This window comes from Paenibacillus daejeonensis DSM 15491 (assembly GCF_000378385.1).
Classification (GTDB): Bacteria; Bacillota; Bacilli; order Paenibacillales; family Paenibacillaceae; genus Paenibacillus_D; species Paenibacillus_D daejeonensis.
The window spans coordinates 1148865-1162628 of record NZ_KB899659.1 but is presented as its reverse complement, the minus strand read 5'-3'; the positions used below and the strand labels follow the sequence as shown (position 1 = coordinate 1162628).

11 protein-coding genes are annotated in these 13764 nt (G+C 53.6%); 5 read left to right on the top strand and 6 right to left on the bottom strand.

The genetic code is table 11. From position 1 onward, the window contains the following. Window positions 1-69: 69 nt before the first annotated feature. The 3 genes from F556_RS0105745 to F556_RS0105735 all read left to right on the top strand — a co-directional run bounded on the left by F556_RS0105745 (window position 70) and on the right by F556_RS0105735 (window position 5018). Entirely contained in the window at window positions 70-2922 is a 2853-nt protein-coding gene (locus F556_RS0105745; RefSeq protein WP_020615957.1) for a 2-oxoglutarate dehydrogenase E1 component, read from the top strand. 28 nt (window positions 2923-2950) lie between these two features. Further along, window positions 2951-4204, top strand: coding sequence for a 2-oxoglutarate dehydrogenase complex dihydrolipoyllysine-residue succinyltransferase (odhB, locus tag F556_RS0105740; protein WP_020615956.1), 1254 nt, complete (start codon window positions 2951-2953; stop codon window positions 4202-4204). Window positions 4205-4337: 133 nt separating this feature from the next. Further along, window positions 4338-5018, top strand: coding sequence for an HAD family hydrolase (locus F556_RS0105735; protein ID WP_020615955.1), 681 nt, complete (start codon window positions 4338-4340; stop codon window positions 5016-5018). A 33-nt stretch (window positions 5019-5051) separates the two neighbouring features. On the opposite strand, the gene F556_RS0105730 is transcribed toward F556_RS0105735, so the two are convergent. From F556_RS0105730 to F556_RS0105710, 5 genes are read right to left on the bottom strand one after another with little or no spacing between them, the layout of a single operon-like run. Continuing rightward, the gene (locus F556_RS0105730) at window positions 5052-6194 is read right to left on the bottom strand and encodes a YheC/YheD family endospore coat-associated protein (protein WP_020615954.1); all 1143 of its coding nucleotides are present in this window, start codon (window positions 6192-6194) and stop codon (window positions 5052-5054) included. A gap of 22 nt (window positions 6195-6216) precedes the next feature. After that, window positions 6217-7374, bottom strand: coding sequence for a YheC/YheD family endospore coat-associated protein (locus F556_RS0105725; RefSeq protein WP_020615953.1), 1158 nt, complete (start codon window positions 7372-7374; stop codon window positions 6217-6219). Beyond that, window positions 7374-8747, bottom strand: coding sequence for a YheC/YheD family endospore coat-associated protein (locus tag F556_RS0105720; protein ID WP_020615952.1), 1374 nt, complete (start codon window positions 8745-8747; stop codon window positions 7374-7376). Before F556_RS0105720 ends, F556_RS0105725 begins: the two co-directional genes overlap by 1 nt. Continuing rightward, window positions 8744-9907, bottom strand: a complete 1164-nt coding sequence (locus F556_RS33330; protein WP_020615951.1) for a YheC/YheD family endospore coat-associated protein — start codon at window positions 9905-9907, stop codon at window positions 8744-8746. The genes F556_RS0105720 and F556_RS33330 overlap by 4 nt, the downstream gene beginning before the upstream one ends. A 25-nt stretch (window positions 9908-9932) precedes the next feature. Beyond that, the gene (locus F556_RS0105710) at window positions 9933-11300 is read right to left on the bottom strand and encodes a YheC/YheD family endospore coat-associated protein (protein WP_020615950.1); all 1368 of its coding nucleotides are present in this window, start codon (window positions 11298-11300) and stop codon (window positions 9933-9935) included. 281 nt (window positions 11301-11581) lie between these two features. On the opposite strand from F556_RS0105710, the gene F556_RS0105705 reads away from it, so the two are divergent. Continuing rightward, window positions 11582-11917 (top strand): YlbF family regulator, encoded by a 336-nt coding sequence (locus F556_RS0105705; protein ID WP_020615949.1) that lies wholly within the window; start codon window positions 11582-11584, stop codon window positions 11915-11917. Between the two features lie 108 nt (window positions 11918-12025). After that, window positions 12026-12316, top strand: a complete 291-nt coding sequence (locus F556_RS0105700; protein ID WP_020615948.1) for a hypothetical protein — start codon at window positions 12026-12028, stop codon at window positions 12314-12316. Between the two features lie 100 nt (window positions 12317-12416). On the opposite strand, the gene F556_RS36085 is transcribed toward F556_RS0105700, so the two are convergent. Beyond that, entirely contained in the window at window positions 12417-13754 is a 1338-nt protein-coding gene (locus F556_RS36085) for a Spo0B domain-containing protein (protein WP_020615947.1), read from the bottom strand. Window positions 13755-13764: the final 10 nt, after the last annotated feature.

Here is a 13764-nt window from a genome sequence, read left to right as displayed (position 1 = left end):
ATTATTAATATTAGTGCTTATCTATAGATGCTTGACTATGAATATAACAGAGGATGGAGAGATTTACGTATGACAACACGTGATACGAAGGAAGGCCCCTGGGCGTCCTACTTCGGTCCGAACCTGGGTTATGTGTATGAGCAATATGATCTGTATGTGCGAGATCCGGAGTCGGTAGACCCTGCTACCCGCGCCTTGTTCGATGAATGGGGAGCACCGCCTGCAGGCTTGGAAGCGTCTCCTGTTTCCCAGTCATCCCCTGTCTCCGTGCAGCGGGATCAAATGGCCCTGCTCAAAGACGTGGTAGCCGCTGACAAGCTGATGTGGAATATACGGACGCACGGACATCTTGCGGCAGATACGGACCCGCTCAGTCTCCGTACCCCTTCGGACACCCGCCTGCTGGAGCCGGAGACATACAATCTGAGCCCGGAGTCACTGAAGGCTATTCCTGCTTCCCTGATTTGGGAAAATGCCCAAGATGATGTGACCACTGCCTGGGATGCCATTCAAAAGGTAACCAAAATTTACACGAATGCCGTTGCGTATGAATTCAGCCACGTGTATGTGGAAGAAGAACGCAAATGGTTGAACGAGCAAGTCGAGACGAATAAAGAACTGTTCACCCTGTCTTCTCAGGAGCGCGTAGAGCTACTGAAAAGGCTGATTCAGGTTGAGCAGTTTGAACAATTCCTGCACCGGACATTCGTTGGCCAAAAACGGTTCTCTATCGAAGGACTCGATGCACTGGTACCGATGCTTGACGGCATCGTCAACCGCTTCGCTGATGAGGGTGCAGAACATATCCTGATGGGAATGGCTCACCGTGGCCGTCTTAATGTACTGGCGCATGTGCTCGGCAAGCCTTATAGCAAAATATTCTCGGAATTCCATCATGCTCCGAACAAGGATCTCATTCCTTCCGAGGGCTCGATTGGTATTAATTACGGCTGGACCGGTGATGTCAAGTACCATCTAGGCGCTTACCGTTCAGTGCAAGAGAGCGGCAAGACGCGGATTAAACTTGCCAACAACCCGAGTCACCTTGAATATGTTGATCCGGTTGTTGAAGGATTCACACGCGCTGCCCAGGAAGATCGCAGCAAGCGGGGCTTCCCCGATCTGGAATTTGCCAAAGCTGTTGCGATTCTCATTCACGGCGACGCGGCATTCCCGGGCGAGGGCGTTGTAGCAGAAACGCTGAACTTCAACAAACTGACCGGTTACCGCAACGGTGGTACGATTCATTTTATTGCCAACAACCGTCTGGGCTTCACAACTGATAACAAGGATGCCCGCTCAACGCATTATTCCAGTGACTTGGCCAAGGGCTATGAAATTCCAATTGTCCATGTCAATGCAGATAATCCGGAAGCTTGTATCGCCGCCGTCAGATTGGCATCGGAATACCGCATCCGGTTCAAGAAAGATTTCCTGATCGATCTGGTAGGCTACCGCAGATTCGGACATAACGAGTCGGATGACCCGGATGTCACCCAACCGCTGATGTATGAGAAAGTCCGCAATCATCTCACGGCAAGCGCCTTGTATGAGAACGAGCTTGTTGAGGCGAAGATCATCACGCAGGAGCAGGCTGCCGCTATGCGCGATGAAGGGTGGAAAGTGCTGCAGGAGGCATACGACCAAATCAAGCGCGAGGAAAGCTCCGACAATGAACAGCATGTCAGCGAGCCTGTGCGTATCTCTCACCAGGGAGATGTGGAAACAGCCGTTTCCCTGAAGCTGCTGCAAACCATTAACAAGGAACTCCTTGATTTCCCTAAGGATTTCAATGTGTATCCTAAGCTCAAGCGCATCCTGGAACGCCGGGCTGATGCTTTGGAAGATGGTGGCAAGGTGGACTGGGCATTGGCTGAGACGCTAGCTTTTGCGACGATTCTCTCGGACGGCAAGCCGATTCGTCTAAGCGGCCAGGACGTGCAGCGCGGTACGTTTGCGCATCGCCACTTGATTCTGACCGACGCGAAGACGGGCGCTCCTTATTCGCCGCTGCACCGATTGCCGCAGGCTAATGCGTCCTTCGCCATTCATAACAGTCCGCTCTCCGAAGTTGCCGTCCTGGGCTTTGAGTACGGCTATAATGTGTTCTCGCCTGAAACATTCGTGCTGTGGGAAGCGCAATACGGCGACTTCGTGAACTGCGCCCAGGTTATCATTGACCAATTCATCGCAGCCGGTCGCGTCAAGTGGGGACAAAAATCGAGTCTCGTCATGCTGTTGCCGCATGGTTATGAAGGACAGGGGCCAGAGCATTCCAGTGCTCGGCTCGAGCGTTTCCTCCAGAACTCGGCAGAAGGTAACTGGACCGTAGCCAACCTGACCAGCGCCGCGCAATATTTCCATTTGCTCAGACTGCAGGCTGGACTGGCAGAGACCGTACATGCGAAACCATTGATCGTCATGGCGCCGAAGAGTCTGATCCGGAACCCGCGTGTTGCCTCTCCGGGACTGGAACTGGCGGAAGGTACCTTCAAACCGGTGCTTGAGCCGGCTCCTGCTGTACCGAAACAGGTAGAGCGTCTGGTTCTGTGCACAGGCAAAGTAGCTATCGATCTTGACGAGGCACTGTCTTCGGAGAAAGACAAGGACTGGGTCCATGTAGCCCGAGTCGAACGTCTCTATCCGTTCCCTGAAGAGGAAGTACAGGCCATTGTCGGCAATCTGCCGAAGCTCAAAGAAATCGTCTGGCTGCAGGAAGAGCCCAAAAACATGGGAAGCTGGACTTACATGGAACCGAAGCTGCGTGCGCTGGCGCCTGAAGGTACCACAGTACGATATATCGGCCGTCCCGAGCGCTCCAGTACAGCTAGCGGATATCAGACCGTCCATGCCTTCGAGCAGAGCCGGTTGATCTCGCAAGCCGTTACGCCAACCGAACAATACAGCAAAGTTAAATCCTAATACAGATCACACAGGAGGCAGCTAACTCATGGAAATCAAAGTACCTGAAATGGGCGAATCGATCACAGAAGGGACAATTGCGAGCTGGAGCAAAAAAGAAGGCGACACCGTCAAATTCGGCGAGTTGCTGCTCGAACTGGAAACCGATAAAGTTAATCTGGAGATCAATGCAGAAGCCGACGGCATCCTAGAGAAAATTTATAAAAACGAAAACGACACGGTCCAAGTTGGTGAAGCAGTAGGTCTGATTCGTGCAGGTGAGGCAAGCGGTGCAGGAGCAGCTCCGGCTGAACCTGCAAAAAGCGAAGCGGCTCCGAGCCCGTCTGAGGCCAAAGAGGCGAAAGAAACGCAAGCACAGCAACAGCCTACACCGACTCAGGCTGCGGATACGGCAGCGATGCACGCTTCCCCGTCTGTGCGCAAGCTGGCTCGCGAACGCGGCATCAGCCTGCAGGAAGCTTCTGACCTGGCAGGTAAAGTGTCCAAGGACTCGATCAGCTCGGCGAATAAACCGGCAGCTGCTGCGCAAGCTCCTTCCGCACCTGCTCAAAAATCGAGTGCAGCTGAGCAGAACCCGGCCAAGCCTGTCGACCGTCAGCGGATGTCCCGCAGAAGACAAACGATTGCGAACCGTCTGGTAGAGGCTCAACGTACGGCAGCGATGTTGACTACATTCAACGAAGTCGATATGACTGCAATTATGGAAGTGCGTAAACGCCGCAAGCAATCCTTCCAAGACAAGCATAATGTCAATCTCGGGTTCATGTCGTTCTTCACCAAAGCAGTAGTTGGTGCGCTCAAAGCCTTCCCATTGCTTAATGCTGAGATTGACGGTGAGGATGTTCTCGTTAAGAAATTCTATGATATCGGAATTGCCGTAGCTTCCAAAGAAGGCCTCGTGGTTCCGGTTGTACGTGATGCGGATCGTCTCAGCTTTGCTGATATCGAGCGCAACATTGGTGAACTGGCGGGCAAAGCTCGCGAGAACAAGCTGGCGCTCTCCGACCTGCAGGGTGGTACCTTCACCATCACGAATGGCGGGGTCTTTGGCTCGCTGCTCTCGACGCCGATCCTCAATACGCCACAAGTCGGCATCCTGGGCATGCATACGATTCAACGCCGTCCGGTCGCAACCAGCGAAGATGGCATGGAGAATCGCCCAATGATGTATATCGCTCTGTCCTATGATCACAGAATCGTAGACGGCAGTGAAGCAGTACGGTTCCTGGTAACCATCAAAAACCTGTTGGAAGATCCGGAATCCCTGCTTTTGGAAGGCTAGTCTGCACGCTTGGCAGCGGGCAACTAGAGAAGCTGTCAGCATGGCCGACAGGCCGTGTTGACAGCTTTTCTGCTGTTTAGCACATGCTAAGGCAGCAGCATTCTGGTTACTACGCTTGGAGAGGAGTATGAACATGACAGACAAAATAGGACCACAGCCGCAAGCCATCATATTCGATATGGATGGTACGCTGCTGCAGACAGAAACCCTGCTCATTCATGTGCATGAACGGTTGTTCAACCAACTGCGGGAGGAGGGGCTGTATACCGAGCCGACGCCGCCCGTCGAGATTATGCTGGGCTGCCTGGGGATGCTGCTGGAGGATATCTGGCACCGGGTCATGCCCGGCGGCAGCAGCGCGGCTCACAGACGGGCTGACGAGCTTATGCTGCAGTACGAGCTCGAAGGGCTGGATGCCGGTCAAGGCGATCTATACCCTGGTGTCGAGGAAACCTTGCGAGAGCTTCATGGCCGGGGAATCAAGCTATTTGTTGCCAGCAATGGGCTGGAAGATTACGTAAGGGGCATATCCAAGGTGAAGCAGCTGGATTCGCTGTTCGACGGCTTGTACAGCGCGGGCCAGTATGCAACGGCCTCCAAGGTGGATCTGGTCGCCCGGTTAATACAGGATCACCAGCTTGAGACGGCTTGGATGGTAGGGGACCGTTCCTCTGACGTCGAGGCAGGCAAGAACAACGGGCTGCCTGTGATCGGCTGTCAGTATGCCGGGTTCGGACGCGACGAAGAACTCGCTGGAGCAGATGCGCTGATACACACCTTTCCTGAGCTGCTTGAGCTGCTCCCTTCTAAATAAATGGGCGTTGAATAAAAGGGACCCGAAATGCGCTTACGCATTGTCGGGTCCTGTTTGTATAGGGTCATTGTCCGAACGACGCGATTTTCTTTGGTATAGCCCTAGCGCATATTCCAAGGGCTTGATGATGGCTTGCTGGTACGTATGCCGGTCTCCTGCGCGTGCGAACACTTCCCGTGCAGGCTTCGGATTAACCTCCAGCAGCCAGATCTGACCGCTTCGATCAATAGCCAGGTCCAGTGCCAACTCACATAATCGCCCATAGCTTTGTTCTAGATAGGCAGCGACCTGGACACTGAACTGCTCCGCATCCTCCACTACTTTCTTTTGCTTGGCCTCATCGCCAATCCACCGTTTTAGCAGGGTAGACATCATCATGGCATGGCCGCCGCCATGCAGGTTTGAAGTGATGCTGCCGGGTGCTCCGACCCTTCCTGCACATCCGGTTACTTCCCACTCCCCCTGCCGGTTTTTCTGAACAAGCATCCGGTAGTCATGGACCCGTCCCCCAGAGAGCTTAATGGCGATTCCCTGTTGGATAATGTACTTGCGCTGCTTCATATCCCATGCGGCCAGTTTGTTGTGGAGCGCTGAAGCAGAGACGGTGCTTGGCTTGATAATGCGGCGGCTGTGATCCCGGCCCTGAATCAGCCAGGTACCACGCTGCTGCCGCTCGATCCGGAGTATCCCACGTCCCCCGGTGCCATTAATCGGCTTGAGATAGAGCAGCGGATATTTGAGCAGCATGTCTTGGATATCTCGTTTACCTTCGATCATGCGGGTATAAGGCAGGTATGGACGGAACCGGCTTTCACCGGACAGACGCTTGTAGACGGTCCACTTGTTACGAAGAGGCCGATTAAGAAATGTCAGATGACCATAAACCGAGCGGAAACGCTTGAGCTGCTCAAAGCGGTAGCTCCTCTGAATTCGGCACCGATCGAAGATCATATCCGGGAAAGGGGTCCACTTCCGCGTCCATTGGCGGGTCTCCGGGTGATAGAACATCGCATGAATCCGATGCTGCTTGTAGTTGACATCTTCAGGCGTGAAGACGAGTACCCGTAGCCCCATTTTAGCTCCGGCTACGGTCATCTTCTGGTAGATACTTCTTTCTTCCAGCAGCCGGTTATCATTCAAATACAGAGTCAGTATGCCTAGTACAGGCTGGGGCATGCCTTAACCTCCTCAGAGTGATTTAGCTTTTTGCTGCTGCACGCCCGGCATGTTGTTTAATCAGGTACATACTGTAATGATAGATGCGTTCCAGAGATTTCTTGCGGATATGCTGTTCATCGAATTTCATCGGTTTGGAATTGGCTTCAAAAAACCAGACTTGCCCGCTCACATCCACGCCCAGGTCCATGGACATCTCACCCAGCCGGCTGCCGCTGCCCCGTTCAATTTGCTTGGCAATCAGCAGCGCGTTATTACGCACATGGATAAGGATTTTACGGGCTTGCTCATGGCCGAAGAAGTGGATGAGCAGCTTTTCTGGGTCTTCAATGGAACCACCGCGGGGCACATGGGTAGTGATACTGGCGGTTCCTGCCAGCCTGGCGCCAATGCCTGTTATATCCCACTGACCCCGCTGGTTTTTTTGAAGCAAGGCTCGCAGGTCGAAGGGACGGGTCTGGTAGGATGCCAGCTCAATCCCTTGCTGTGCGATATAGGCTTCACCCGTGCCCTGCTTTTTGATGCGAACCCACAACTTGGCAAGATTGGCGCAGCGATAGGTGACGCTTTTCTTCTTTTCCTGATATTTTAACCGGTACGGCATGGTCTTCTCGGGCTGCAGCTTGATGGTCATGATCCCCATGCCTGCCTTGCCGCTGATGGGCTTGAGATAGAGGAACGAATGCTTGCGCAGCATTCGTCCCAGTCCGACCGGTGTTACCAGACGTCTTGTGGTTGGGATAAAGGGTTTGGTTGTCCGTGAAAGATTGAGCCATTCGAACAAACTCCATTTGTTGAAGAAGGCCGGGTTAAATAGATGGATCTGTGGATGCTTCATGAGTGCGTTCAGCTTTTTTCTAACGACCGGCTGCAGCTCATCCTCCCGCTGCGGAATGCGGTTGTACACCACATTCGGCAGGGGGAAGAGCTTTTGGACCCAGGTTTTCGTTTCTTCAGAGAAGGTGAAGCCTTTGAGCCGTTTTTGCGACAGCTTCACTTGATTGGTAGTCAGCACATACGCGATAAAGCCGGAATCGCGGCCCGCCTTGATCAAATCAGCGAAATTGTTGCGGTTACCGCGAAACTCATGCAGATCATCTTCGATTGTCAAGATGGCCATGACAGGCTTGCTATGCGTCAGATAGCCCATGGTTGGACTCTGCGATACTTCAAGCTCCATTAATTATCCCTCCTGCGAAAACGGCTCAGGAAGAGACTGTGCTCAAGAATATAAGTCAGCGAAGCGCGGCCCTGCTCCCGTAGCGCGGGATGCTTGAAGATCGAGCGTCCAGGCTTGGCATTGGCTTCAAACATATAAACCTCGCCTTCTTTGTCGATCCCCAGATCTAGGCCCAGTTCACCCAGCGTATGCGGGAAGTTGCGCTCAATGGCTTCCGATAGTTTAATGGCGATACGTTTGGCATAATCCAATACCTCGCCGGATCGTTCGCCGAATGTGCGCCCCAGTGCCTGTTCGGGCGTCATGAGCGAGCCGCCATTCTTGATATGGGTTGTTACACTGCCGCGACCGGCTTTTTTGGCGCCAATTCCGGCAGGAACCCACTCGTTCTTACCGTTCTTGTGCATATGGAAACGAAAATCAAGGGGGCACCCGTCGATCTCAACGAGTCGAATTCCCTGTTGGATCACATAGCGGCTCGTGCCGCCGCTGCCATGTCTGGCGTTGAGCATCCGCATGAGGCTGTTGAAGCTGTTGAAGCGCAGCAGCACGTTGCTGCCGCCACGGCGGTATCTGGCGAAATAGCCCCGCTTGGGATGATAGGTCAATCTGTAAATGCCATTGCCGAGACTGCCCGCCGACGGCTTATAATAGGCAAATTGATGGCGTTCCAGCAGCTCTTTGATCCGCTCGGGGGAGGGATTGGAATACGATTCCGGCAAATGTTTGGCAGCCTCCAAATCGCCATCCAGCAATTTATACACATCCGATTTATTGAAGAAGCTCCAATTGAAGAACGGGATCTTCTTGCGTATGAATCGCTCCCGCAGTGAGGTGATGGAGGTGGTGGTTTCCGCTTTGCGGCTCGGCAAACGATTGTAGACGACATCTGGCAGGGGTACGACTTTGCGGTACCAGCCACCTTGCGCATTCAGAAAATAACCGTTGATCGTTTCGTCTTGCCAATTGATATCACGAGGTGTAAAAGCAAACAGATAGGCTTTTTTCTCGCCAATCTTCAGCAGCTGCCGGATAAAACCGGTCCGGGAGCCGAACGGCATGCCGGAAGAGCGAAAACCGGAATCCGTCAATACGCCGATCAGCGGTCCCAGTTGCACTTCATTTTCCGAAATGTTCAGCTGGATGTTGCCGATTTTGGGGACTCGAATGGAACGCCGCACACCTGCCGACAAATACAGATGGTTGCCTTGGCGTTTCACCGAACGGACGGCAGCAGTAACGACTTCCTTCCCCAATTTGATATGCAAGGACTTCTTGCCCGACAGTTTCAATTGCTTGATGAGTGGGGCAGACAGGTAGACCACTTTATCGGGTTGCTGGGAAAAATGCACATTGCAATAAGTCAAGCTCATGAATGGACCTCCTGAAAGTTGTTCCCGCAGCGCGGCTTGCGGTCAACCAATGCGCGGGCATATTGCAACGGGCGATGAACCGAGCGTTCATCGGCCACTTGATCATCTGTCAAGGCAAAGATTCTCCGTCCGGGCTTGCTGTTGGCTTCCAGCAGCCATAAGCGGCCGCTCCGATCCAAACCGTAATCCAATCCCAACTCTACGAGCCGGCCCGCCCGCTCTTCCAGCCGCGCAGCCAGCCGCAAGCTGACGTCTGTCAGCTCCGGAAGCAGTTGGGCTGCGCGCTCGGACCCGAACCACTGCGTAAGTGCCGGGGCCGCAGAGATGGCCTCTCCGCCACCGTGCAGATTGGAGGTGATGGAATCGGCAGTTCCGCGTCTAACGGCCGAGCCCGTCAGGGACCAGCGGCCGCTGCCATCCTTCTGTACGAGGACGCGGAGATCGAAGGGACGGCCTTCGGGATCCGATAGCTGTAGGAATGGCTGCATGACATAACGTCCCCGCCCCCCGATACTCCGGATCTGCTCCATGACGTTCTCGGGCAGAGAGCTCAGACGGAAGGATTGATTCGTTCGTGTACGGCCTTCGAGAAGCAGGGGAAGCCCGCGGGCGCTTCGGCTTAGCTTCATTGCACCGCGCCCTTGCATGCCGCCATCCGGCTTGACGAACAATCCGCCTGGATAAGCCGCCAGCCATTGAAGCAGCTGCGTAGTATCCTTGAGCAGCGCAGAGGGAGGCAGGAGCCGGCGGCTATCCGGTTCTGATCGAAGCCAGCGGTCGACACGCAGTTTACCTGGCAGCTGCCCCCCCAGACTGATCCAGGAATGGTGGCGCGATAGGGCGAGCAGGCCGTCCCGGCTTCGCCGGCGTTCCTCTGGGGAGGCACAGAAGCTGCGGTTATATACGATATCTGGCAAGGGTACTGGCATGTGCTGCCATGCATCATGCCGCAGCTGCCACCCCCACAGTCTTCTGTTCTCCTCATCGAAACCCGTTGCGGAAAATACGATCACTCGCATTCCGTAGGCAGGTGCACGCAGGCTCAAAGCACGGCACAAGCGTTCCTCGGGGGGACGCTGAGCATTCCCGTGTGCCTTGGCTTCACCATCGATGTCACCAGGAGCGACCAGAATGCCAAGCGTCCAAATCTTTTCCTTCATGGGATCCCCACCTAATGAACACGCATTAGAACCCGGACAAGTAGCGTGCGTAATGAATCATTTGTTTAACAGAGGGTCTGATTTTTTGTTCGTTAAGCGGTGTATTGTCGTTCTTGGATGGCTTGGAATTGACCTCTAACAGCCAGACACGTCCAGACGTATCGATCGCCAGATCAATCCCGAGCTCTCCGAAGTGTGCCGGGATGTGCTGTTCAATTGCTTTGGCGATATCCAGCGCGGCCCGCTGCAGGCGGGAATTGGCGTCCGACTTGCCAGAAGCACTCATATTGGAACGCATGACCGCTTCTTTCACCGGGCTAAGTGTACCGCCTCGAGCCAGGTTCGATACGAAATGCTGGCTGCTGGCTACCCGCGCAACAATGGAGGTTAACCCCCAGGCTCCTGTGAGATTCTTCTGAACCAGCGCACGAAAATCCACGGGCCGCTTCTGAATCTCAATCAGCTGCAGACCTTGCTGGATCTGATATCGAACAGTTTTCATCTTGCCGCTAAGCGATTGAAACAGCTTCGGCAGCGATGGGAATTGCTGCTTCTTCGTGCCCGCGGCAGTGGCATACAACGCCTGACAGCCGCCGGACTCCAGACGGGAAACACGAATGATTCCCTTGCCCAGACTGCCACGGACAGGCTTCAGGAAGACAGTGGCGTAGCGGCCGCACATCGTCTTGAGTGTAGGCAGGGTGCGCAGGACATGGGACTCGGGCAGGTAGCGCTGCACGGAAGAGTCATGGCGCAGCGCGTCGAAAACCTCGGATTTGTCGAGGAATTTTTCGTTGAAGACGTGCACCCGCCACCTGGATTTTACTTCTTTCAGGAAATGTTGTACGCTTGGTTTATTCTCCAGTTTGCGGGACGTTAGCCGGTTGTTGATGACATCCGCAACCGGCACCGTAATCGGACGCCACGAACCGGCATAGACCCAGGCTTGCAGGGTAGACGTGCTGCTGCCAATCTGGTCGGGGGTAAAGAAATAGACAAAGGCGCCTTGTGCTTGACAGGCATCAACAAGCTCGCGGCAGAACATGGTTATCGAGCCGAAGGGCTTGTCGGGCTGATTCGGATAATCCCGGCTGATCAATACGCCGATGAGAGGTCCCAATGCCAGTGTGTAAGATGCGGATTGATAACGAAGCCGCAGATTGACACCCATATGGATGCCCATCCGCCGGGCGAGCCCCTGGCTCATACGCAATCCGTCATAACGCTGTACAGGGATCGCTTTGACCTGCTGCCGAAAGGAACCGAATTGCAGCGTCAGCGATTGACCTTGCGGAATTTTCCACTGTTTTAATACTTTTTCTCCGACCATGAGTACATCATCCGGCAGTATGCCGGAGTTTACAGTCTGTATGGCGACTTTCGATTTGAGCATCCTGGTACTCCTTCCAACCGGCATAGAGAGTGGCGTTGTGAAGGTTGTTGGCCTCATGAATTACTCCATCATATGAGGACATCTATCCCTTGGTGATTGGCCACATTGGCCGCCCAGGATAAAAAAATCCCTGCACGGTCTAGTGCCACGTCCAATAAGTTGAAATCAGCAGTGCCTTGTGCCTCCTTGGGATGACTTGGCGAGGCCCCGTCTGCAATGGTATGATCTAAGTAGCGGAATTAGCTGCACGTCTCAGGTGTGCGCACATGGGAGGGAAACGGATGAATGTATATGACAGAGCCTACGAGCTGGCCAAAGCGATGAAGGAATGCCCGGAGGCCCATGATTTGAAGGGGGCCAGACTAGCAGTGGAAGGGGATGCAAGGGCCAAGCTGTTGATGGATGATTTCCGGCTGCGTCAGGAAGGCTTCCAGCAGCAAATGATGGCAGGCGAGGAGCCAAGTCCCGATGAGATGGCGGATATGAATCAACTGTATGAAGAGCTGAGCCTGAACCCGCTGCTGCATCGGTTATTTGAGGCGGAGCGCAGGTTCGGCATCGTATTCGACGATGTGAACAAGATCATTACCGAATCGCTCAAGAACGTGTACGAGTAGAGAGACGAGGTGTGGGCGAGCGGTACATATCAGCCCGGATTGGCGCATATATATCCCTATACAGCTTGACCGCATGGAGGCGGACAAGATGAAGGGAGAGATGAAGAGATGCAACCGAAGAAGTGGCGGCATGTGATTTATCTGGTGCTTGCTCTGGGCATGCTGGCTATAGGTTTGCCGGAATTGAGGTTCGCGGCCGAATGGTCGGCTCATGTCGTATTCAGTTTTAGTTGGGTGTTGTTTGTGCTCCTCATCATCGCAGCCAATTTGTATACCCTGTTGGGGATTGATGAAGAGACAGCCAAGCAATTGGAGCGCGTGCGGCTGGCCAAACGACTTGCCTGGCAGCGCAAGCTCGAACAGCATGCAGGTAAACTGCTGCGAGCCAAGGGCAGCTAACCAACCAGCATGTACTATGGTCACGGGATGAGCAGGACAAGCCGCAGCAGCCCCCCTTTGACGATTCGTCGTTCAGGGGGGCTGCTGCGGTTATTGGTGTTCAAGCTGACCTAGCTTCCATCGGGAGCGTCACTTGGAACACAATGGGATTGGATGCACTTGTCTCTACTTCAATCTTGCCGCCATAGTGCTTAACCAAGTCGCTAACGATCGCAAGGCCCAACCCGGAATGTTCTTCGTGCTTGGTTGTAAAGCCCGGTTTGAACATATGACGGCGTTCACGCTCGGTCAGGAAGCCACTGTTGGCGAGCCGGATCGTCAATCTGCCTTGGGCAACTTGTATCGTGAGCTTGACATACCGCTCATCCTCGGGCAGCTCGAACACGGCATCGAAGGCGTTGTCGATCAGGTTCCCGATAATTCGGACCAGATCGACGCTTTTGACCAGCGGCAGCTCTTCGGGAAGATCTGTACACTCGCACTCGAATGCAATTTTCTTGTCCAGGGCAATGGCAGACTTCGCCTGAACCAGAGCTGACAGTGCCGGCGTGGGAATCTGTCTGGACATGGAGCTGACCATCTGAATTTGATCGACAACTTCCTCCATATAAGAACTGAGCTGGTCATGCTTCTTCATCTTCAGCAGGGAATACATGACCTGTACATGGTTGATGAAGTCATGACGCTGACCGCGGATTGTGGTTATCATTTGCAGCAAATCACCGACATAGGCTTGTTGCGTTGAACGAATCGCATCATCACGGGTCTTAACCAGCAGCCAAATGGATGTAATGCTCACAGCTGTGATGGTAATAAGGCCAAGGTAATACACAATCATCAAATGGTTGTCATTGCCATTCAAGAAGCGCGTTGACATATACAGCACCAGCATCGAAAGTTGCAAAAAGATGAGCAGAATAAACAAGAAAATGTAAGGCCGGCGCTGCCTCTGGATGTAATGGAGGACCCGCTCAGCCGGCGCGAACTGTTTGCGGTGCATGAGCAGACAGATAAGACCGAATGCCAGCAATGCTGGCCAAATCCAGATGACTTTGTAAATAAAGGCTCCCGTCTTGATCTGCTCAATCAGCCCGTTGGACAAGTAGATATCTAGCAGAACCAGCAAAGAATCAGACAGGATAATGGTTGAAGACATCGTGACTTGAATCAGAATCCGATGGGACAGCTTGAGCTCGCGGAACATCAGAAGCATCACAAGAAAGTAAATAATATTGGCGTTGATCATATGTAGATGCGTGGGGAGTGCGAGAAATGCAATGTCAAAAAGTGCAGCGGTCACAACCGTAAAAAGCAGCAGTCTCGGCACCATCCGACTCATGCGTATTCCCCAGATTAGACAAGCCAGCCACGTATGGATAAATGTCTGCGGAATCGAGATAAAAATGAGAATATTGAGTGTAGCCAAAACGTATTCCATACACAAACCC